Origin of the sequence: Streptomyces durhamensis (genome assembly GCF_000725475.1) — a bacterium.
In the GTDB taxonomy this organism is placed as follows: domain Bacteria; phylum Actinomycetota; class Actinomycetes; order Streptomycetales; family Streptomycetaceae; genus Streptomyces; species Streptomyces filipinensis.
On record NZ_JNXR01000025.1, the window covers coordinates 71,604 to 92,436 of the forward strand.

General features: G+C 71.7%; 16 protein-coding genes. 6 read left to right on the forward strand and 10 right to left on the reverse strand.

Annotation, left to right across the window (positions count from 1 at the left end; genetic code table 11):
- Nucleotides 1-19: 19 nt before the first annotated feature.
- Nucleotides 20-1,321, reverse strand: a complete 1,302-nt coding sequence (locus IO33_RS0131740) for an LCP family protein (protein ID WP_031171359.1) — start codon at nt 1,319-1,321, stop codon at nt 20-22.
- A gap of 119 nt (nt 1,322-1,440) precedes the next feature.
- Here IO33_RS0131740 and IO33_RS0131745 point away from each other — a divergent pair, with 119 nt between their 5' ends.
- Complete coding sequence (locus IO33_RS0131745) at nt 1,441-2,001, forward strand: acyl-CoA thioesterase (RefSeq protein ID WP_031171360.1); 561 nt, start codon at nt 1,441-1,443, stop codon at nt 1,999-2,001.
- A 181-nt stretch (nt 2,002-2,182) separates the two neighbouring features.
- The gene (locus IO33_RS0131750; RefSeq protein WP_031171363.1) at nt 2,183-3,865 is read left to right on the forward strand and encodes an LCP family protein; all 1,683 of its coding nucleotides are present in this window, start codon (nt 2,183-2,185) and stop codon (nt 3,863-3,865) included.
- Nucleotides 3,866-3,924: 59 nt separating this feature from the next.
- Here the strand turns inward: IO33_RS0131750 and IO33_RS0131755 are convergent, their stop codons facing one another.
- Entirely contained in the window at nt 3,925-5,430 is a 1,506-nt protein-coding gene (locus IO33_RS0131755) for an LCP family protein (RefSeq protein WP_452746355.1), read from the reverse strand.
- Nucleotides 5,431-5,558: 128 nt separating this feature from the next.
- Here IO33_RS0131755 and IO33_RS0131760 point away from each other — a divergent pair, with 128 nt between their 5' ends.
- On the forward strand, nt 5,559-6,587 hold the full coding sequence (locus tag IO33_RS0131760) for a glycosyltransferase family 2 protein (RefSeq protein WP_031171367.1): 1,029 nt from the start codon (nt 5,559-5,561) through the stop codon (nt 6,585-6,587).
- Nucleotides 6,588-6,709: 122 nt separating this feature from the next.
- Here the strand turns inward: IO33_RS0131760 and IO33_RS0131765 are convergent, their stop codons facing one another.
- From IO33_RS0131765 to IO33_RS0131780, 4 genes are all read right to left on the reverse strand, one after another.
- On the reverse strand, nt 6,710-8,308 hold the full coding sequence (locus IO33_RS0131765) for an LCP family protein (protein WP_037686497.1): 1,599 nt from the start codon (nt 8,306-8,308) through the stop codon (nt 6,710-6,712).
- Between the two features lie 130 nt (nt 8,309-8,438).
- On the reverse strand, nt 8,439-10,199 hold the full coding sequence (locus tag IO33_RS0131770) for an LCP family protein (protein ID WP_031171371.1): 1,761 nt from the start codon (nt 10,197-10,199) through the stop codon (nt 8,439-8,441).
- Nucleotides 10,200-10,429: 230 nt separating this feature from the next.
- Nucleotides 10,430-11,593: an LCP family protein gene (locus IO33_RS0131775; RefSeq protein ID WP_031171373.1), complete on the reverse strand. Its 1,164-nt coding sequence runs from the start codon at nt 11,591-11,593 to the stop codon at nt 10,430-10,432.
- Between the two features lie 113 nt (nt 11,594-11,706).
- On the reverse strand, nt 11,707-12,462 hold the full coding sequence (locus IO33_RS0131780) for a TIGR03089 family protein (protein WP_031171375.1): 756 nt from the start codon (nt 12,460-12,462) through the stop codon (nt 11,707-11,709).
- 129 nt (nt 12,463-12,591) lie between these two features.
- On the opposite strand from IO33_RS0131780, the gene IO33_RS0131785 reads away from it, so the two are divergent.
- On the forward strand, nt 12,592-13,962 hold the full coding sequence (locus tag IO33_RS0131785; RefSeq protein WP_245235934.1) for a peptidoglycan recognition protein family protein: 1,371 nt from the start codon (nt 12,592-12,594) through the stop codon (nt 13,960-13,962).
- Nucleotides 13,963-14,148: 186 nt separating this feature from the next.
- The gene (gene manB, locus IO33_RS0131790) at nt 14,149-15,231 is read left to right on the forward strand and encodes a mannose-1-phosphate guanylyltransferase (RefSeq protein WP_031171380.1); all 1,083 of its coding nucleotides are present in this window, start codon (nt 14,149-14,151) and stop codon (nt 15,229-15,231) included.
- Between the two features lie 674 nt (nt 15,232-15,905).
- On the opposite strand, the gene IO33_RS0131795 is transcribed toward manB, so the two are convergent.
- The 4 genes from IO33_RS0131795 to IO33_RS0131810 form a co-directional block, all read right to left on the reverse strand.
- Nucleotides 15,906-16,928, reverse strand: coding sequence for a DNA-3-methyladenine glycosylase family protein (locus IO33_RS0131795; protein ID WP_209438950.1), 1,023 nt, complete (start codon nt 16,926-16,928; stop codon nt 15,906-15,908).
- Nucleotides 16,929-16,997: 69 nt separating this feature from the next.
- Nucleotides 16,998-18,305, reverse strand: coding sequence for a coenzyme F420-0:L-glutamate ligase (locus IO33_RS0131800; protein WP_031171384.1), 1,308 nt, complete (start codon nt 18,303-18,305; stop codon nt 16,998-17,000).
- Nucleotides 18,302-19,261 carry a 2-phospho-L-lactate transferase gene (cofD, locus tag IO33_RS0131805; RefSeq protein ID WP_031171386.1) on the reverse strand — a complete coding sequence of 320 codons (960 nt, stop codon included), beginning with the start codon at nt 19,259-19,261 and terminating at the stop codon, nt 18,302-18,304. Before cofD ends, IO33_RS0131800 begins: the two co-directional genes overlap by 4 nt.
- Before the next feature lie 33 nt (nt 19,262-19,294).
- Nucleotides 19,295-19,789, reverse strand: coding sequence for a cysteine dioxygenase (locus tag IO33_RS0131810; protein WP_031171388.1), 495 nt, complete (start codon nt 19,787-19,789; stop codon nt 19,295-19,297).
- Between the two features lie 627 nt (nt 19,790-20,416).
- Here IO33_RS0131810 and IO33_RS0131815 point away from each other — a divergent pair.
- Complete coding sequence (locus IO33_RS0131815; RefSeq protein ID WP_010986447.1) at nt 20,417-20,680, forward strand: WhiB family transcriptional regulator; 264 nt, start codon at nt 20,417-20,419, stop codon at nt 20,678-20,680.
- Nucleotides 20,681-20,833: the final 153 nt, after the last annotated feature.

Below are 20,833 nucleotides of genomic sequence, written 5' to 3' on the forward strand. Positions count from 1 at the left end.
CTGTGTACGGCGATGACCGTCAGTTGCTGGAGACCGTGACCTTCTGGTCGTTGTTCAGCTCGTCCACCAGCGTCTTGACCTTCGCCTTGTCCCAGACGAGGTTGCCGCCGACGGAACCGGAGATCGGCATGTTCATGGACGTGCCGTCACCGCCCTGCACGCCCTTCATCGCCCAGAACATCGAGCCCAGGTCCCACAGGCTCATGTCCTTGTCGACGATCAGGGAGTCCAGACCCGCACCCATCACCGGGTAGAACTTGAACGGGTTGAGGATCGTGGACGGGGTGGCCACCTGGTGGGCCAGCGCCGACAGGAACTTCTGCTGGTTCTTGGTGCGCTGCAGGTCGGAGGTGGCGAACGCGTGCCGGGTGCGGACGAAGGCGAGGGCCTGCTGACCGTTCAGGGTCTGCTTGCCCGCCTTGAAGTCGGCGCCGGACCACTTGTCCTTGAAGCCCTTGTCGATGTCGATCTCGACGCCGCCGACCGCGTCCACGATGTTGGCGAAGCCCTGGAAGCCGATCTCGACGTAGTGGTCGATGTGCAGCCCGGTGTTGGCCTCGATCGTGCGCACCAGCAGGGTCGGCCCGTCCTCGGCGTAGGTCGCGTTGAGCTTCTCCTGCCGCCCGGTGGCCGGGTAGACCTTCCCGGACGTCGAGCCCTTGTACGAGGGGACGGTCACGTTCGAGTCGCGCGGCAGCGAGATCAGCGTGTCGCCGTTGTCGCCGACGTGCAGGATCATCATCGAGTCCGTGCGCTTGCCCTCGGCGCCACCGGTGTGCAGCTTCTTCTCGTCCGCCTTGGACATGCCCTCACGGCTGTCCGAGCCGACGATCAGGTAGTTCGTGCCGGAGCCCGACGCGGGCCGGTCGATGACCTTGGCCAGGTCGACCTCGCGGCGCAGCTTGGAGTCGGCCCAGAAGTAGGTGGCGACCGATGTGACGACCAGCACGGTCGCCACGGTGATCGTGGTCCACTTGATCCGGCGCCGCCAGTTCGGCGCGGGGCGCGGGGCGCGGGGCGGCGCATCCGGGCCGCGGCCGCCGGGGGCGCCGTAGACCTGCCCGGTGTTGTAGCCGCTGTCGTAACCGGCGCCGTCGTCGTATCCCTGGCCGTCGACGTACGACGGCTGCTGCGGGACTCCGGCCCCGTACGGCGGCGCCGCCGGGCCGGGGTCGCCGTAGGAGCGCTGCCCGGGCGGTACCGCCGGGCCGCGCTGCACCTGACGCATCACGCGGGCGCCTTCCGGCTGCGCGCCGGCACTGCCGCGTCCGTACCGCGGGCCGCGGTTGTCGTCGGACCATCCCTGGGGCCAGTCATTCATGGGCCCCAGTGTGCAGGGCGCCGCGGTGTGCCTTACAAGGGCTGTCGGAAAATAAGAGCGCCGCTGTTGCGAAGCTGACACAAATTCCCGGAAAGTCACTTCGGCATAAGGTGGAGGGCATGACAGACCAGGCCACGGACGCGATTCCGGACATCGAACCGGACATCCCCGGCAAGCCGACCTCAGCTTCGCGTACCACCCTCAGCCACATCATGACCCACAGCGACACCAATCTGCTGGGGACGGTGCACGGCGGGGTGATCATGAAGCTGGTCGACGACGCGGCGGGCGCCGTGGCCGGCCGGCACTCCGGTGGCCCCGCCGTCACCGCGTCCATGGACGAGATGGCCTTTCTGGAGCCGGTCCGCGTCGGTGACCTGGTCCATGTGAAGGCGCAGGTGAACTGGACCGGCCGGACCTCCATGGAGGTCGGCGTGCGCGTCCTCGCCGAGCGCTGGAACGAGTCGGCGCCGGCCACCCAGGTCGGCTCGGCCTACCTGGTCTTCGCGGCCGTCGACGCCGACGGCAAGCCGCGCCGGGTGCCGCCGGTGCTCCCGGAGACCGACCGGGACCGCCGCCGCTACCAGGAGGCCCAGATCCGCCGCACCCACCGGCTGGCCCGCCGCCGCGCGATCCGCGAGCTGCGCGAGAAGAGGGCCGCGGAGGGGTTCGAGGACTGAACAACTTCCTTGAACCGCCGGGGGGTTGTACGGAAGTGGCAAGTATCACTCCGATCGTCTGTCGATGGTCTGTGCGGATAGTGTGAGCGACCCGGTGGGTGGCGGTGTGCCCGCCCGCCGTCCGACAGACGGAGAGTGACGGGGGGCTGGGCGTGGTGGCCCCTGCGGGGGGTGCTGAGGCGTGGACAGGCCGGGCCGTGAGTGGGGCGACGACATCGATCCCGCGGACCAGTGGGTGCGCAACCCCCACACCGGCGAGTACGAGCTGCGGCCGGGCCCGCCCGCCGAGCAGCCCACCGTGCCCGGGCCCCGTTCCGCACCGGACGCCGGGCCGGGCCGGGAGGGCCGTGGACGGTCCACGGGGCGTCCGCAGCGCAGGGCCGCCGGGAAGGGGCCCGCGGGCAGGAAGTCGGCGGGTAAGAAGAGGTCCACCGGAAAAAGGATCCTGCTGTGGACCAGCGGCACCCTGGCCTTCGTGGTCGTCGCCGGTGCCGTCGGCGGCTACCTCTACCTCAAGCACCTCGACGACAACATCAGCACCACCGACACCGCCGGCGCCACCAGCGACTCCTTCAGCAAGGACAAGGCGTTCAGCGTCCTGGTGATCGGCACCGACAAACGGCAGGGCAAGGGCGACGCCGGCTACGGCGACGCGAACAGCGTCGGGCACGCCGACACCGACATCCTGCTGCACGTCTCCCAGGACCGGACGAACGCGACCGCGCTCAGCATCCCCCGCGACCTGATCACCGACATACCGGACTGCCCGACCAAGCAGCCCGACGACTCCACCAAGGTCATCCCGGGGACGAAGGGCGTCCGCTTCAACCAGAGCCTCGGCCAGCTGGGCCGCGACCCCGGCTGCACGGTCCGTACCGTCGAGCAGCTCGCCGGCGGGATGAAGGTCGACCACTTCATGATGGCCGACTTCAACGCGGTGAAGACGCTGACGACGGCCGTCGGCGGGGTCGACGTCTGCCTGGCGCACCCCGTGAAGGACAAGAAGTCACACCTCGACCTGCCCGCCGGACCGTCGAAGATCGAGGGCGAGCAGGCCCTCGCCTTCGTCCGCACCCGCTACAGCTGGGGCAACCACGGCGACCTCGACCGCATCAAGGTCCAGCAGAAGTTCCTCGGCGCCCTGTTCCGCAAGATGAAGTCCGACTCCACCCTGACCAGTCCGACCCGGCTGATGGACCTGGCGGAGACGGCGACCAGGGCACTCACCGTGGACAAGGGCATCGGGCACATCACCACGCTCAAGGACGTGGCCCTGGAGCTGAAGAAGGTACCGCCGAAGAACATCACCTTCCTCACCCTGCCGGTCCGCGACAACCCCGCCGACGGCCCGGTCCACAAGACGGTCCTCGTGCAGCCGGGGCCCGCCGGGCAGATCTTCTCCGCGATCAAGGGCGATGTCTCCTTCACCGAGGTGAAGAAGCGGCAGAAGGCGACCCAGGACGCCAGGCTCAAGGGCCCGCGGTCGGCGCCCGGCGACGTCCGCGTCGACCTCTACAACGCGGGCGCCCCCGACGGCTCCGCCCAGGCGGCCCTGTCCTGGCTGCAGACACAGAAGGGGGTCACCAAATCCACCCAGCTCGGCAACACGGGGGCGCACCAGCCGAAGACCACGCTGGAGTACGCCCCCGGCCAGGCCGCCCAGGCGCGCGAGCTGGCCGATCTCATGGGGCTGGCCGGCGACGCGCTGAAGCCGGGCAGGAGCGAGACCAACGACCAGGGGCTGCCGGCGATCGTCCTGCGCCTCGGCGCCGACTTCCAGGGCGCGGGCATCCCGGTCGACGGCCCGGCCGAGCCCCCGGCCGTGCCGAAGCAGACGGCCGACGAGGTCAAGTGCGCCTCCTGAGCCGGACAGACGAGGTCAAGTGCGCCTCCTGAGCCGGACAGACCGGGCACGCCGCGGGACTAGGAGCCCGAGCACACCACCTCGTTGCCGCGCACCACGTTCTGCTGCGGCTGCTGCGGGTCGTCGTAGCGGACCTTGCGCACGTCCTTGAAGTCGGCGCCGACGACCACCTTCAGCAGCGGGCCCTGGCTCGGTACGGGGCGCAGTTCGGCGCCGGGCAGGGCGGCGGCCAGGGAGCGGGCCGAGCGGTCCCAGCGGGGGTCGTAGGAGATGACGGTGTGCGGGGCGTGGGCGGGGGCGTCCACCGGCTGGTGGGTCGTGGCGAAGCCGGTCGCCGCGAGCGCCTCGTCGACCCGTTTGGCGAGGCCGGCCGTGCCGGTGCCGTTCGCCACCAGGACCCGGACCTGTCGCGGATCCACCTCCACCGGCGTCGCCGGGGCCGGGCCGTGTTCCGGGCGGTCCGCGGTGAGCGGCCGGTCGTCGCGCAGGGCCGAGAACAGCTGGGCCGCCCTGGTCTCGTCCCACTTCAGGGTCGAGCCGATGCCCTTGGCCGGGTAGTTCAGCTGCCCGATGGGCACGGTGGTGAACTCGGAGGAGGACGGGGAGAAGTTCCGCATGGCCCGGCCGAGGTCGAGCAGCTCGTCGGTGCCGAAGCCCTCGTCGGCGCGGACCGAGCCGAGCACCGCCCGGGTCACGTCCCGGAACCGCATCGGGTTCAGCAGCACCCCCGAGGAGGTCGCCTTGTCGATCAGCTCGGCAAGGAACTGCTGCTGCCGCTTCATCCGGCCCAGGTCGCTCGCCCCGTCGATGTGCCGGGCCCGCACGTACTGCAGCGCCTGACCGCCCATGAGGGTATGGGTGCCGGCGGCGAGGTCGAGGCCGGCGTAGGAGTCCTTCAGCGGCGTCGTCGTGCACACGGTCACCCCGCCGAGGACGTCCACGGTCTTCATGAAGCTGGCGAAGTCGACCTCCAGATAGTGGTCGATCTTCACATGCGTCATGTTCTCGACCGTGCGGACGGTCAGCTGGGGGCCGCCCTCCGCGTAGGCCGCGTTCAGCCTGATCGGGTGCGGTCCGTGCTGCTGCCCGGAGACCGGGTCGGTGTGCGCGGGCACCTCGGCGTAGGAGTCGCGGGGCAGGCTCACCACGGTGGCCCGGTCCCGGTTCGCCGAGATGTGCACGATCATCATCGTGTCGGTGCAGTGGCAGGGCGCCCCGCCCAGCCGGTACGCCCGCCGGTCCCGCTCGGTGATCCGGTCGCGGCCGTCGGTGCCCACCAGCAGCACGTTCGTGCCGTGGCCCGCGCGCGGCCGGTTCTTCATGTCCTTGAAGGCGTCGACCCGGGCGATGCCCGCGTCCAGGCTGCTCATGACCGCGTGCCCGATCCCGGCGGAGGCGAGCACCACGACGGACAGCGTGGTCACCGCCCGCATGGCCCAGCGGGGCCGCCGGGGCGGCCGGACGGACCGCACGGGCCGCACGGGCCGCTCGGGCGGGCGCGGTACACGGCGGGGCGGCTGCGGTCGACGCTGCGGACGCGCAGGGGACCGGGGCGGGCTGGCCAAAGGGGACACCTCCGGACGAGGCCGTACGTGGGATCCGTGAGCACCGTAGGCCGATACGATCTCCAGCCCGGTCTTACGCCCCTGCGGCGCGCACCGGTGTCCCCCGTTCGCGGTAACGTGAGGCCCCTATGAACGCCAAGTCCGACGTGCGGCTCCCCGCTGTGTCCGTGATCATGCCCGTCCTCAACGAGGAGCGGCATCTGCGCGGGGCCGTCCAAGCGATCCTCGCGCAGGAGTACGCCGGCGAGATGGAGGTCGTCATCGCCCTCGGTCCGTCCACGGACCGCACGGACGAGATCGCCGCCGAGCTGGTCAGCGAAGACCCGCGCGTGCACACCGTCCCGAACCCGACCGGCCGCACGCCCGCGGCGCTGAACGCTGCGATCAAGGCCTCCCGGCACCCGGTCGTGGTGCGCGTCGACGGCCACGGCATGCTCTCGCCGAACTACATCGCCACCGCCGTGCGGCTCCTGGAGGAGACCGGCGCGCAGAACGTCGGCGGCATCATGCACGCCGAGGGCGAGAACGACTGGGAGCACGCGGTCGCCGCCGCGATGACCTCGAAGATCGGTGTCGGCAACGCCGCCTTCCACACCGGCGGCGAGGCCGGCCCCGCCGAGACCGTCTACCTCGGCGTCTTCCGCCGCGAGGCCCTGGAGCAGCAGGGCGGATACAACGAGGAGTTCATCCGCGCCCAGGACTGGGAGCTGAACTTCCGCATCCGTGAGGCGGGCGGCCTGATCTGGTTCTCGCCCGAGCTGAAGGTGTCGTACCGGCCGCGGCCGAGCGTGCGCGCCCTCGCCCGGCAGTACAAGGACTACGGCCGCTGGCGGCATGTCGTCGCCCGCTACCACTCCGGCTCCATCAACCTGCGCTACCTCGCCCCGCCGGCGGCGGTGTGCGCGATCGCCGCCGGGATCGTGGCCGGCGCGGCGCTCACCCCGTGGGGCTTCCTCGTCCCCGGCGGCTATCTGGCGGCGATCGTCGCCGGCTCCGTCCCGGCGGGCAGCGGGCTGCCGCTGAAGGCCCGGCTGCAGATCCCGGTGGCCCTGGGCACCATGCACATGTCGTGGGGCTGGGGCTTTCTGACCAGCCCGAAGTCGCTGGCCAAGAAGGTCATCGCGTCCCGGCGCCCGGCGGTGCTCGTCTCGCGCTGAACACGGCGGTGCACCACGAGGCCGGCCGGACCCCGGCCCGGTGCGCGGACGCGAGGGGGCCCGCTGCTCAGGCAGCGGGCCCCCTCACCTCTGTCCGGTCCGTCCGGTCGCGGGCCGGCCGATCACCACTGGTAGGGCTTGTACACAGGCATGCACGGGGTGGAGTCCGAGCCGTTGATGGCGTCGGAGCCACCGGGCAGGTCGCCGGCCTTCGGCTTGGACTGCTTGGGGTAGCCCGTACCGGTGCGCCAGTCCGCGCCGACGACGACCGTGACCCCCGAGACGTCGGTCGACTGCTTCACCGCGGTCATCGGGATGCCGAGTGCCTTCGCCACCGCCTGCGCGTCGCCCTGCAGATCCGCGCTCGGATACTGCACGACCGTACTGTCCTCGGACAGCGTCCCCGAGGTGTCGGCGGTCGCCCGGGTGTAGCCCTTCTGCCCGAGCACCTCGCTGATGTCGTTCGCCCGCCCGCCGACCGCGGCCTCCGTGGCGGTCCGGGTGGCGTTGCGCACCAGCACCCCCAGCCGGCCCGGGTCCGTGGAGGGCGCCTTGGTCGCCGGGGCCGTGCTCGCGACCTGCTTGGCGGCCGACGGCTTGCCGTTCTTGTCGAAGGGCACGTCGTCGCGGAGCATCTGCCACATCTTGTCGGCGTTGGCCTGGTCCGGCACGACGTGCTCGCCGTTCTGCGGGTCGTCGACGTGGGGCATCGTCATCGACGTGATGCGGTTCGTCGGCACCGACTTGAGCTCCATGGCCAGGTCGTACAGCTTCTTGACCGTGCCGATCTCCTCGGAGACCTGGAGCGACTTGGTGGCCGCCTCGGCCAGGTCCATCAGCCGCCCGCTGTCGGTGAACACGTTCTGCTTCTTGAGCGTACGGATCATCGAGTTCAGGTACATGTGCTGGGCGCGGGCCCGCATCAGGTCACTGCCCCAGGCGTGCCGGGTGCGCAGCCACTGCAGGGCCTGCTCGCGGTAGATCTTCTGCGACCCGGCCTTCAGCTTCAGCCCGGAGCCGCCGGGCTGGGCCGACGTCGGGTGGTCCCAGACGTTCTGCTTCACACAGACCTCGACGCCCCCGATGGCGTCCGCCATGTTCACCACACCCGCGAAGTCGATCATCATCCAGTGGTCGATGTAGACCCCGGTGAGGTCCTCCCAGGTGGCCAGCGTGCAGCCGGCGCCGCCCCGGGCCAGGGTGGTGTTGATGATGTCGTCGGTCTCCGGGTACTTCCTGCCGGTCTTGGGGTCGGTGCACTTGGGGATGTGTACGCGGGTGTCCCGGGGGATGCTCACCATGGCGGCGCTCTTGCGGTCCGCGGACAGGTGGATGAGCATCTGCACGTCGGCCAGCGGAGGGGCACCGACGCTCTGCCGGTGCCCGCCGAGCTTCAGGTCCTCCGGGGTGTTACGGCTGTCGGAGCCGATCAGCAGGATGTTCAGCGGCGTCTGCCCGGCCGCGTTCGCCGGCGTCCTGACCGCCTTTGAGTCGTCGCCGCTACTGCGCTGACCCTTGCGGATGTTGGAGTTCAGGTGCTGGTAGTACAGGTAACCGGCGCCGGCCGTACCGAGTATCACCACCGCCAGCACCGTCGCCGACCAGCGCAGGGCGCGCCGTCTGCGCCGTGGCCGCTCGGCCCGTGGATCGCCTCTGCGCCGTCCCCCGCCGTGCCGGCCGGACCCCTCGGTCGCCTTCCGGGACCGCGGTTCGAGCGACATGCCGTCGTCGACCGCAGGGTCCTGCCCGCGCACATCGCTCTGCGTCAAACTTCCTGCCCTCCCCACCCTTGCGCCGTACAACGGGTCCGTCCCGCGCCCAGTTAGACGCGCGACGGACCCGTTGGGTTACCTACGACGCGCACTTCACCTTGTCCGCCGTGGACTTGTCGACGTCCGGTGCCTTCGCCGAAGCGGTGAGCGAGACACCCGCACCCTTGAAGTCCTTGCCCAGGGTCAGCGTCATCGCCGGCAGCCCCTGGGAGTTGGTCACGCTCTTGCCGGGCTTGAGCGCGGAGCCGGGCAGACCCATGAGGTGCGCCAGCTCCCGGGCCTGTGCGGCCTGGTCGGGCGCGTACTCCAGTGTCGTCTTGTCCAGCGGCGCCGGTGCGTTGCCCGCGTTCTCGGACTTGAGCACGCCCTCCTCGGTCTGCATCCACCGGAGGGTGTCCTGCGCGCTGCCGGGGTCGGCACCGCCGTTGAGGACCCGCACCCGTACGTCGGAGGGCGCGGACCGGCTGCCCTTCAGGCGCGCGGCTTCCGCGTCCTTCTCCGCCTTCTGCCTCTTCTTCACCTCGGTGAAGGAGACGTCGTTCTTGATCGCGTCGAAGACCTGGGGCGCGGTGCTCTGGTTGACGACGACCGTCTTGTGGACGACGCCGTCGGCCGGGTTGTCGATCACGGGCACCGTCACGAACGAGATGTTCTTCGGCGGTACCTTCTTCAGCTCCAGCGCGATGTCCTTGAGCGTGCCCACGGAGCCGATGCCCTTGTCGACGGTCAGCGCCTTCGTGGCGGCCTCGGCGAGTTCGACCAGCTTGGTCGGGTTGGTCAGCGTGTCGCTGGAGGACATCTTGCGCATCAGCGAGGCCATGAACTGCTGCTGCACCTTGATGCGGTCCAGGTCGCCCTGGTTGCCCCAGCTGTGCCGGGTCCGGACGAAGGCCAAGGCCTGCTCGCCCTCGACCTTGGACGGGCCGGCGGGCAGCTTCAGGTGGGAATCCTTGTCGTTCACCGCGTGCGCGAGGCACACGTCCACCCCGCCGACCGCCGTCGTCAGCGTCTTCACCGCGTTGAAGTCGACCATCATGAAGTGGTCCGGCACGATCCCGGTGACCTCCTGCACGGTGCGCATGGTGCAGCCGGGGTCGCGGTCGTCCTGGCCCAGGCTGGTGTTGAAGCGCACGTTGTCCGTGCCCGGGATGACCTTCTCGCTGCCGTCCGGCTGTTTCGTCGGGCAGTCCGGCACGTTCACGATCAGGTCGCGCGGGATGCTGAGCGCGGTGGCGTTCGTCCGGTCCTTGGCGACGTGCAGCAGGATGTTGGTGTCGGCGTGCCCGACGCTGCCCTTGTCGCCGTAGCCCTCGTTGCCCTTGCCGGTGCGTTTGTCGGTGCCGATGATCAGGATGTTGAAGGCGTCGTCCTTGCTGAAGCCGTCCTTGGCGGCGCTGCCGACGTCCGTCGTGGTGACGTTGCCTTCGAGGTGCTTGAGATACAGGTAGCCGGCGGTGCCGATGGCGACCAGCACGAACGCCGTGGTGCCGGCGGTCCACACCAGCACCTTCTTCGCCTTCGACTTCTTCTTCACCGGCCGCCGGGCCGCCCGCCGCCCCTGCGGCGTCTCCGGCTCGCCGCCGCGACGCCGGGCCGAGCGCGGCGGCGGTACGTCACCGCCGCGCCCCTGGCGCGTCCCACGGGCGGCGCCGGACGCCGGGCCGTCGCGGCGGCGCGGCGCCCGGGCGTTGTCCGGGGGAGCGGGTCTGCGGGGGCTGGGGACCGACGACTGCGGTGCGGAAGGACCCAGTCGCAGTTCGTATTCGCCGGTGTTCGGATTGAGCACCCACTGGTCTGCGGGGTCGATGTTGTCCGCCCGCCCACGGCCTTGCGCGTCCACGGTTGTCCGAATCCTCCGTCGGGGCCACGCGGCGCCTTCCCCCCAAAGGCGCTCGGGTCTCGGTGAAACAGTGCACGACCCCAGGACGGACCTCGCGGCCAGGTGCACCGGATCGCTCACCCTATCCGCCCAGTTCAGCCTGGAGCGACGCCGGTGACAAATTCCCTCCGCCTACAACTGGGCAATCCGTCGCATTTCCCGGACGGAGATTCGGTGTCTTGATGTGCGCATTACTCACAGGTGTGTTCGGCGGCGGTGTTCCCCTGGAAGGTGGGCGTGGGGGAGGGGTCGCTCCTGCCGTCCGCCTCCTGGGCGCTCTGCGGCGCCTTCCGGGCCACCGCCACGGGCTGATCGGCCCGCAGCCGGGCGAACAGCTTCTCGGCCTCCGGCTCCACGAGTTGGTCACGATTGGCGTCGTAGACGTACGACTCCCTCGGTACGGTCAGGAACTGCACCCGTTCGGTGGGGATGTCGCGCAGCCCGCGTACCAACTGGTACAAGCCACGCAGACTGGCCAGGTCCGGGTCGGTGGTCAGCGAGGAGGTCGCCGCGTCCAGCACCGGGTACAGCTTCACCGGGTTCAGCAGCACGTCGTTGCTCTGCACCTTGTCGACGAGCGCGCCGAGGAACCGCTGCTGGCGTTCCATCCGTTCGGTGTCGCTGCCGTCGCCGAGCGACTTGCGGGCCCGCACGTACCCGAGGGCCTGTTCCCCGTCGAGCAGTACCTTGCCCGCGGGCAGTTTCAGCCGGGCGGCCTTGTCGTCGATGGGTTCCTTCAGGCAGACCTGCACCCCGTCGACGGCGTCCACCATGTCCTTGAAGCCGCTGAAGTCCACGACCATGTGGTGGTCGACCCGAATGTCCGTCAGCTTCTCGACCGTCCGGATCGTGCACGCGGAACCGCCCACCTGGAAGGCGCGGTTGAACATCGCGAACACCGGCAGGCTGCGGCTGCCGTCCGACTGCCGGCAGCCGGGGATGTCCACCATCAGGTCCCTCGGCAGCGACACGGCGGTCGCGCTGCGCCGGTCGGCGGCCAGATGCAGCAGGATCGTGGTGTCGGAACGCTCGCTGCCCAGATCCCGCCCGTAGGCGGAGTTGCCGTCCCCGGCGCGGGTGTCGGAGCCGATCAGCAGGATGTTCTGCGCGCCCCGCACCAGCGTGGTGGGCCGCTCCCGCTCGTACCGGGCCAGTTCGCGGGCGGCCGCCTCGTCCGGTGTGATGTTCGCGCTGAGCTTGGCGTAGACGGCCCAGCCGGCCCCCGCGGCGGCCGCGACCAGCACGGCCAGCCCGAGCGCCGTCCCCTTCGCCCACCGCCGCCGACGCCGCCGCCGCAGCCCGTCCCCGGTGGCCGCGGCCCCGGGGCCGGGGACCTTGCGGGCGGAGTCGGTCACGGGCGGGTACCCCCTCATGGCGTACGAGCGTCACGTCCTGCTCCTACGACCATGGCGGGGGAGGGGGTCCCGCAGCGCCCTTTGCTACTCCGACCGGGGGAAGCGCGGCCCCGTCACCGCCGGACCGCGGTCACCCGCTCACTCTCGATCCGCTGGGCGAGGGCTTCCTCGTCCAGCCGCTCCAGATGCCGGCACAGCACCACCGACCCGCCGACGGCCAGCGGCGCGTACAACCCCGCGCTGACGCCCTCCCACGTGTCGTACGAGAGCCCCGACAGCAGCCTCGAACCCGGCCCGGTCAGCTCCAGCGCGGGCGCCTGGGCCATGGCCCGCTCCACGACCTCCGCCCCGCTGAACTCCCGTCCGGCGACGATCAGCGCGGCGTCCTCCGGGTCCACCGCGGCGAACGGCGCGAACCGGTCCCCCTGCCCCGGCACTTCCACGGCGTAGTCGACGAACCCCTCCGGGGCCTGCGGGAACCTCCCGCCCAGCGGCCGCAGCGCGAGAGCGATCCGCTCTCCCCGGCAGGCCCGCGCCGCGTCCAGCGCGTCCGGCCCGCTGACGACCACGTCGGCGGCGGCGGGATCCCCGCCGAGGTCCGCGACCGCGCCCACCGACGCGCACGCCAGCAGCCACACCGCCGTCTGCCAGTGCGCGGGCAGCAGCAGCGCGACCCGGTCACCGGGTCCGGCGGAGAGCTCGCCCTGGAGGAGGTTCGCGGTCTTGGCCACCCAATTGGCGAAGGTGGCCACGGACAGTTCGACGCGTTCGCCCGTGGCGTCGTCGTAGAAGGTCACCAGCGGGCGGCCGGGGTCCGCGGCGAGCGCGGAAGCCAGCAGGTCGGCAGGGGTGCGATCGGTGGCGTTCACCCGGAAAAGGGTACGCGCGGGCGCTCGCGCCCGGCGTGCGGCGGGGGCACCGGTTCGGCGGAACGGTTGCCGACGGCCCGTCAGTTCACCGATGGACAGATTTGTCTGACTATGTCCAAGATCGTAAGCATGCGTGGATTCCTGACCTCGTCCCTGGGCACCCCGTGGATCGCCGTCTGCTCGATCGGCGTGACCTGCGCCGCGACCCTCGCAGTCCCGCTGACCCCGCCCGCGTCCGCCGCGCCCGCACGCGCCGCCGCCCCGAACGCCGCCGATCCCGTGATCCCCGGAAGCACCCGCTCACTGCCCCTCGGCCCGCTGTCCGCCGAGCGGGTTCGCGGCACCGCCCCGGAGCAGGGTCTGTACCGGCCCGACGGCGAGGACTTCTCGCTGGTCGGCGTCGTCTGGCGCGACCCGGGCACCGCACTGCGCGGCCGGGTCCAGGTGCGGGCCCGGTCGGCCGCGACGGGGGAGTGGTCCCGGTGGCAGGACCTCGACCCGCACAACGCCGACCACGGCGCCGACCCGGGCACGGCGGAACGGGACGCCCGGCGGGTGCGCGGGGCGACCGCGCCGCTGTGGGTGGGCGCTTCGGACGGCGTGGACGTACGGGTCCGCGCCGACGCCGCCCTGCGGGGCGGCCGTACGGGCGGGCAGCGGCCACCGCTGCCGTCGGGACTGCGCGTGGAACTCGTCGACCCCGGCGACGAGGGGCCGCCCGCGGGCGCGCCGGCCGGCCCGCCCCACACCAGCCTGCACACGGCCGCGGCACGGGAGGCCTCGGCCGCCAACACCGACGTCACCCGCTTCGGCGCCATGGCGATCCCGGCGCTGGACAAGCGGGCCACCGAGCGCGAACTCGCCCGCCTCCAGGGCCCGCTGCGGGGCAAGCCGCACATCGGACCGCGCCCGCGGATCGTCACCCGCCGCGGCTGGGGCGCGGACGAGTCACTGCGCCTGAGCGGGTTCACCTACATGAAGAAGATCAAGGCGGCCTTCGTGCACCACACGGCCTCGGGCAACAAGTACGCCTGCTCCCAGGCCTCCTCGGTCATCCGCGGTATCTACCGCTACCACGTCCAGAGCATGGGCTGGCGGGACATGGGCTACAACTTCCTCGTCGACAAGTGCGGAACCATCTACGAAGGCCGGGCCGGCGGCGTGGCGAAGGCGGTCCTCGGCGCGCACACCGCCGGCTTCAACGCCGACAGCATGGGCATCGCCGTGATCGGCACGTACGGCTCGGCGAAGCCGCCCGGCGCCGCGGTGCGGGCCGTCGCCCGGCTCACCGCGTGGAAACTCGGGCTCTACGGGGCCAATCCGCGTGGCAGGACATATCTCACGTCCGGCGGTGGCAACCTCTACCCCAAAGGTAAGAAGGTACGACTGAACGTGATCTCCGGCCATCGGGACGGATACGCCACCGAGTGCCCCGGCAAGCGGCTTTACGCCAAGCTCGGCACGGCCCGTTCCAGCGCGGCGCGCTACCAGGGGCGCTGACGCGGCCGGGGAGCGCGGTCAGCACCGTCTCGGAGGGCCCTGCCGGTCTCACACCGTTCTCATACCGATCTCGCGGGAAAACGCGGGGTCGTCAAGGGCGCCGCCGCTACGGTCTGCATACACTGACCGGCCGAAACGAGTAGAACGAGCAGTTCGGCCGATCCCGGCAGGAAGCAGAGACGACAGGTGACAGAAGCGATCCTCCTGGTCGGCGGCAAAGGCACCCGGCTGCGTCCGCTCACGGTGCACACGCCCAAGCCCATGGTCCCGGCCGCCGGGGTGCCGTTCCTCACGCACCAGCTGGCGCGCGCCAAGGCGGCGGGCGTGGACCACATCGTCCTCGCCACCAGCTATCTGGCCGAGGTCTTCGAGCCGTACTTCGGCGATGGTTCCGGACTCGGCCTGCACATCGAGTACGTGACCGAGGAGGAGCCCCTCGGCACGGGCGGCGCCATCCGCAACGTCGCCTCCCGCCTGCACTCCGGCCCCGACGACCCGGTGCTGATCTTCAACGGCGACATCCTGACGGGCCTGGACATCAGGGCCCTGGTCGACACCCACGCGGCGACGGGCGCGGACGTCTCCCTGCACCTGACCAAGGTGACGGACCCGCGGGCCTACGGCCTGGTCCCCACGGACCCCTCCGGCCGGGTACTGGCCTTCCTGGAGAAGCCGCAGACGCCCGAGGAGATCGTCACCGACCAGATCAACGCGGGGGCGTACGTCTTCCGCCGCTCGGTCATCGACACGATCCCGGTGGGCCGCCCGGTGTCGGTCGAACGCGAGACGTTCCCCGAGCTGCTCGCGGCCGGAGCCCATCTCCAGGGCATGGTCGACTCCACGTACTGGCTGGACCTCGGCACGCCGGCGGCCTTCGTCCGCGGCTCGGCCGACCTTGTCCTGGGCCACGCGCCCTCCCCGGCCGTCCCCGGCCGCTGCGGCGACCGCCTCATCCTCCCCACGGCCACGGTGGCGCCGGACGCGAAGCTGACCGGCGGCACGGTGGTCGGCGAGGGCGCGTTCGTCGCCGAGGGCGCCCGGGTCTCCGGCTCCACCATCCTGCCCGGCGCCGTCATCGAGCCCGGCGCGGTCATCACCGACTCCCTCATCGGCACGCGGGCCCGCGTGGGCGAACGCACGGTCCTGACCGGCACGGTCATCGGCGACGGCGCGGTCATCGGCCCCGACAACGAGCTGCGCGAGGGTGTGCGGGTGTGGTGCGACGCCCGCATCCCGGCGGGGGCGCTCCGCTTCTCCTCCGACCAGTAGCCCACCCCGGGCTACCGGGGATCACGGTCTCGGCACTCCGCCTGCCGTTCGGCCGTTCGGCCGTTCGGCGGAGGCCGCTGGGGGCGCCGTGTGGGTGGCTCGGTGTGCGGCTCGACACGGGTCGCTCGGGGGCGCCGTGTGGTCGCTTCGCCTGCGGCCCGGTGGGGGCTGCTCGCGCAGTTCCCCGCGCCCCTGAGGAACTGCAGCACCGTCGGCTCGAAGGCCCCGCCGTCTCCGCCCAGCGTCCACCCAGCTGCGGGCAGTCGTGCCGCTGGGTCCGTGTCCAGTGGTGCCGCTGGGGCGGTGTCCACCTGGCAGCGGGTCCGTCTCCACCCAGCTGCGGGCAGTCGTGCTACCGGACCGGCGCCCACCTGGCAGCGGGTCCGTCTCCACCCAGCTGCGGGCAGTCGTGCTACTGGACCGGCGCCCACCTGGCAGCGGGTCCGTTTCCACCCAGCTGCGGGCAGTCGTGCTACTGGACCGGCGCCCACCCGGCAGCGGGTCCGTCTCCACCCAAGCTGCGGGCAGTCGTGCCGCTGGGGCGGCACGGGTGGGCGCAGCGGCACCCCGCGAGCGCGGGCAAGTGAACCCCCCGTCGTCTCGCGGCAGCACCGCGCACCCCGCAAGCGCCGGCAAGCGAAGCCGACCCCCGCCCGCGAAGCGCGCAGGGCGCCTCAAAGCAACCCGATGTCCACCCGAGGCATCTTCGGCGCCCGCCGAGCCGGCCCCTGCCCGCTCAACAAGATCAGCCGCACCGCCCGATGCCGCTGCCCGGCATACGGCTCCAGCAAGCGCAGCATCCCCGCGTCATCGGCGTGCCGGTCCCCCGCCAACGCCCACCCCACGATCCCCGGCAGATGCAGATCCCCCACGGTCACCGCATCCGCCGCCCCGTGACTGCGCTGCACGACCTCCGCCGACGTCCACGGCCCGACCCCCGGCACGACCTCCAGCCGCGCCTGTGCCTCGGCCGCCGGCATCCCCACCGCCTGCTCCAGCCGCGCAGCGACCCGCACGGCCCGCAGGATCGTGGACGCCCGCTTGTCGTCGACCCCGGCCCGATGCCACTCCCAGGAGGGAATCAGCGCCCACCCCCGCGGCGCCGGCATCACGAACATCGGCCGCTCCCCGGCGCCCGCCGGTCCCGGCGCCCGCTCCCCGAACCGCCGTACGAGCAACCGCCACGCCCGGTACGCCTCGTCCGTCGTGACCTTCTGCTCCAGCACCGACGGGATGAGGGACTCCAGCACCAGCCCCGTCCGCGTCAGCCGCAGCCCCGGCCGCCGATGCCGCGCCAGCGCCACCACCCGGTGCCGGGGCACGAACGCCTCCGGCTCGTCGGCCGCGCCGAGCCACTCGGGCAACCGGTCCAGCAGCCACTCCGCTCCCGGCCCCCACGCCTCTCCGAGCACCTCACCGCCGTACCCGCGCACCCGTAGCGTGCCCGGCCCGGCGGGCGTACGGCAGGCGCGCCACACGGATCCGTCCGCGGTGGCCCGGAAGGTGGGGTCGGCGGGCCCGCGCCGCAGTGGTCCGAGCACCAGTCCCAGATCGAGCGGCCCCTCGGGCACCCACCGGCGCACCCGGACCGGCGCCGCCGCCTGCCGCGGTATCCCGGCACCGGCACCCGCGGGTACGCCGGCATGGCCTCCGCGCACGGTCGTACGCGTGGGCCGCTGAGGGAAACGTCCTGCCACGAATGAGGTCCTAGGGGAGCCGGTGCCGTCCTCTGAGCCTAGGCGCTGCCCAGGCCCTCTCACCGCACTTCACCGCACTTCGACGAACCCGCTCGCGTCCCGCTCCGGCCTCGGTCTCGGCTCCTCGGCCGGATGCCCGACCGCCACCGCGCCCATCGGCTCCCAGTCGGCGGGCAGCGCGAGCGCCTCGCGCACCACGTCCCGGCAGAACATCGTGGACGACACCCACGCCGAGCCCAGCCGCTCCCCGGCGAGCGCGACCAGCAGGTTCTGCACGCCCGCGCCCATCGCGACGACGAACATCTCCCGCTCGGCGCCGTCCCGCCGCGCGTCCCCGTAGTGGTGCGCGCCGTCCATGACGAGGCACGGCACGACCAGACAGGGAGCGTGACGGAGGACGTCGCCGCGGCGGATCCGCTTCGCGACGGACTCCTCGCTCTTGCCGTCCCGGCGCAGATCGGCGATCCACGCGTCCCGCATGGCGTCCAGCAGCCGGGTCCGGGACTCCGCCGACTCCAGCAGGACGAACCGCCACGGCGTGGTGTGGTGCGGCGCCGGCGCGGTCACGGCCGCCGCCACCGCGCGCCGTACCGCGCCGGGGTCCACCGGTTCGTCCGTGAAGGCCCGGACCGTACGCCGCTGGGTCACCGCCTCCCGGACCGCCTCGGACGTGCCGAGCCGGAACATGTCGTCCCGCGCGGTCCGCACCAGTGCCCGCGCGCCCTCGCCGTCCTCGCGGTCCACCACGTGCGGCAGCCCGCGCACCACGGCCACCGGCCGGCCGGTCGCCTTGCCCTTGACCAGGTCGCCGGCGGCGGCCAGCTCGTCCGCGCTGGCGACGACCGTCGCGCTGAGCGCATTGCCGTGCCCGTCCGTACCCCCGCGCAGGTCGTCCAGCACACGCACCCCGGCCGCGCCGATCGCCACGTCCGTCAGTCCCGCGCGCCAGGGGCGCCCGAAGGTGTCGGTGATGACGACACCGACGTCGACGCCGAGGGCCGCGCGCAGGCCCGCGCGGATCGCCCGCGCGGACGCGTCCGGGTCCTCGGGCAGCAACAGCACCGTGCCGGCGGGGGTGTTGGAGGCGTCGACCCCGGCGGCGGCCATGACCAGGCCCTGCCGGTTCTCCACGATGCGCAGCGCGCCGCGCCGGGCCACGACCCGGACGGTCTCGGCGTCGATGGCCGCCTCCCGGTCGGCGGCCTGCACGACCCGGCCCTCCGCCTTGGAGACGATCTTGGACGTGACGAGCAGCACGTCCCCGTCGGCCAGCCCGGGCTCGGCGGCGGCGATCAGCTTGGCGAGGTCGTCGCCCTGCTGCACCTCGGGGATGCCGGGCAGGGCCCACACCCGGTACTCGGAGCGTTCCTCGCTCACGCTCCCCGCACCTCCTCGGCCAGCTCCAGCGCCTCCCGCGCCATCTGCGCGGATGCGTCGACGTCGGTCATCATCAGCGGCACGGCCCGGCAGCGGATCCCGTCCGCCTCGACGCGCTCGACCGCGGCCGCGTCCACGGTGTCGACCAGCCAGCCGTCCAGCAGCCCGGAGCCATAGTGCTCGGCGACCGCGGCGGCCGTGGACTCCACACCGACCGCCGCGAGCACCTTGTCGGCCATGCCGCGCACGGGCGCGTCCCCGACGATGGGGGACAGGCCGACCACGGGCACGCCCGCGTCCGCGATCGCTTCGCGGACCCCGGGCACGGCGAGGATGGTGCCGATGGACACGACGGGGTTGGACGGCGGGAAGAGGATGACGTCCGCCTGGGCGATGGCCTCCAGCACACCGGGTGCCGGCTTGGCCTGCTCGGCGCCCACGGGCACCACCGCCTGCGCCGGGACCGAGGCGCGCAGCCGTACCCAGTACTCCTGGAAGTGGACAGCCCGGCGCTCGCCCTCGACCTCGACGGCGACATGGGTCTCCACGCGGTCGTCGGTCATCGGGATCAGCTTCACGCCCGGCTTCCAGCGCTCGCACAGCGCCTCGGTGACGGCGCTGAGCGGATATCCCGCGCCGAGCATCTGCGTGCGGACGATGTGCGTGGCGAAGTCCCGGTCACCGAGGCCGAACCACTCGGGTCCGACGCCGTAGGCCGCCAGTTCCTCCTTGAGGTGGAAGGTCTCGTCGGTCCGCCCCCAGCCCTGCTCCTCGTTGATGCCCCCGCCCAGCGTGTACATCACCGTGTCCAGGTCGGGGCAGACCTTCAGCCCGAAGAGATGGATGTCGTCGCCGGTGTTGCCGATCACGGTGACGTCCGCGTCCGGCACGGCCCGCTTCAGACCACGCAGGAAACGGGCACCGCCGATGCCGCCTGCCAGAACCACAATGCGCATGCGCCAAGTCTTGCAGGCGGGTACGACAACGCGTCAGGCAGTCACCGGACGAGCCTCGCAGTGCGGTGCGCTGTGCATGGGCATCGCGGTCAGGCCCGGGTAGTAGACGTGCAGGCTGACCGCCGGCTCCAGCGCGTCGTTGACGACCTCGTGGACGTAGCCCGGCGCGAAAACCCGCTGCGCTCCCGGCGTCAACGCGCGCGTGCCTCGTTCGGTGCGCTCGGTCAGCGTTCCCTCCAGGACGGTGAGGACGCCCGAGGAACGGCCGTGGTCGTGCAGCCCACTGGCCTGCCCGGGCACCCAGGACAGCAGCCACACCTCGTAGCCGGGACCGGTGCGCAGCCGGTGGTACCAGCGGGTGGTCGCGTCGTAGCGGACGAGGTGGGCCCACTGGGAGCGGTCGGCGGCGATCGAGCGGGCGAGGCCCGCGAACTCGGCGACGGTGGCCGGGTGCTCGCGCGGCGGCTGGAGCAGGTGCGGGACTTCGAGGATGTCGCCGGCGATCTGGAGGTCGTTGTCGCTGTTCATGGGGCGCGGTGGTTCCTCAGCGGAAGAAGTGGGGTCCTGGCGGAGGGTCCTGCGAAGGACGGAGCGGCCGGGTCGGCTGGGAGGACTCGGCGACAGCTGGAGCGACGGACGGGCTCAACAGCTGCAACAGCGACAGCAGCTACAGCGAGACCGGGCAGCACCGTGGGACCCGGCGGTGCGGGTCGAGGTGGGTGCCAAGTTCGCGAGCATGCCCACTAGGACACCGGCTCACACCTGAGCTGTCAACTCGACGCCCGGTATGTGGGACAGGTTTCACCTCATCCGGTTCATCTGTCAGGTGAAAGGTTTGTTCACCCGGACCCGGGGACACATGGGGCACATCCGAGCGCTCAAGCCTCGTGCAACGCGATCGAACACAGAGGCGTCCTTCTTCGTACAGAGGGTTGTGCGGGGTTCGACCGCCTCCTCGGCCCTCGCCCGCGTGTCGAGGTTTATGCCGATTTGAACACTTTCCGCATGGCCTTGGTTCCGCAGAGTGAATAACGGGCTCAATAGCAGATCTCGGCTTGACTCGCCCGGAGCAGCACACTTGTAATTTCACTCGTGTCGTTCAGCCGAAATCGGTAGCGGCAACACGGGGACGCGAAAGACAGACGAGGGGCGCACATGACCGAGCTGGTGCAGCAACTGCTGGTCGACGACGCGGACGAGGAACTCGGCTGGCAGGAGCGCGCACTGTGCGCCCAGACCGACCCCGAGTCCTTCTTCCCTGAGAAGGGCGGCTCCACCAGAGAGGCGAAGAAGGTCTGCCTCGCCTGCGAGGTCCGCTCCGAGTGCCTCGAGTACGCCCTCGCCAACGACGAGCGCTTCGGTATCTGGGGCGGCCTGTCCGAGCGGGAACGCCGCCGGCTGAAGAAGGCCGCCATCTGACCGGACATTCAACCCAAAACATCATGAACGGCCCGTCGCCGGTGGGTTATCCACAGGCGGCGGGCCGTCGTCATGGCCAGCCGATAGTGTGGTCGCTCGTCCGAGACGCCCCGCTGTCCCCTCGGCACCCGAGAGGGCGCGGGCGTCCACCGC

What these genes read in the sequence shown, in the direction of transcription:
- IO33_RS0131760 (WP_031171367.1), top strand. Translation starts at nt 5,559, where the DNA reads ATGAACGCCAAGTCCGACGTGCGGCTCCCCGCTGTGTCCGTGATCATG.
- IO33_RS0131740 (WP_031171359.1), bottom strand. Translation starts at nt 1,321, where the DNA reads ATGAATGACTGGCCCCAGGGATGGTCCGACGACAACCGCGGCCCGCGG.
- IO33_RS0131765 (WP_037686497.1), bottom strand. Translation starts at nt 8,308, where the DNA reads ATGTCGCTCGAACCGCGGTCCCGGAAGGCGACCGAGGGGTCCGGCCGG.
- IO33_RS0131745 (WP_031171360.1), top strand. Translation starts at nt 1,441, where the DNA reads ATGACAGACCAGGCCACGGACGCGATTCCGGACATCGAACCGGACATC.
- IO33_RS0131815 (WP_010986447.1), top strand. Translation starts at nt 20,417, where the DNA reads ATGACCGAGCTGGTGCAGCAACTGCTGGTCGACGACGCGGACGAGGAA.
- IO33_RS0131810 (WP_031171388.1), bottom strand. Translation starts at nt 19,789, where the DNA reads ATGAACAGCGACAACGACCTCCAGATCGCCGGCGACATCCTCGAAGTC.
- IO33_RS0131785 (WP_245235934.1), top strand. Translation starts at nt 12,592, where the DNA reads ATGCGTGGATTCCTGACCTCGTCCCTGGGCACCCCGTGGATCGCCGTC.
- cofD (WP_031171386.1), bottom strand. Translation starts at nt 19,261, where the DNA reads ATGCGCATTGTGGTTCTGGCAGGCGGCATCGGCGGTGCCCGTTTCCTG.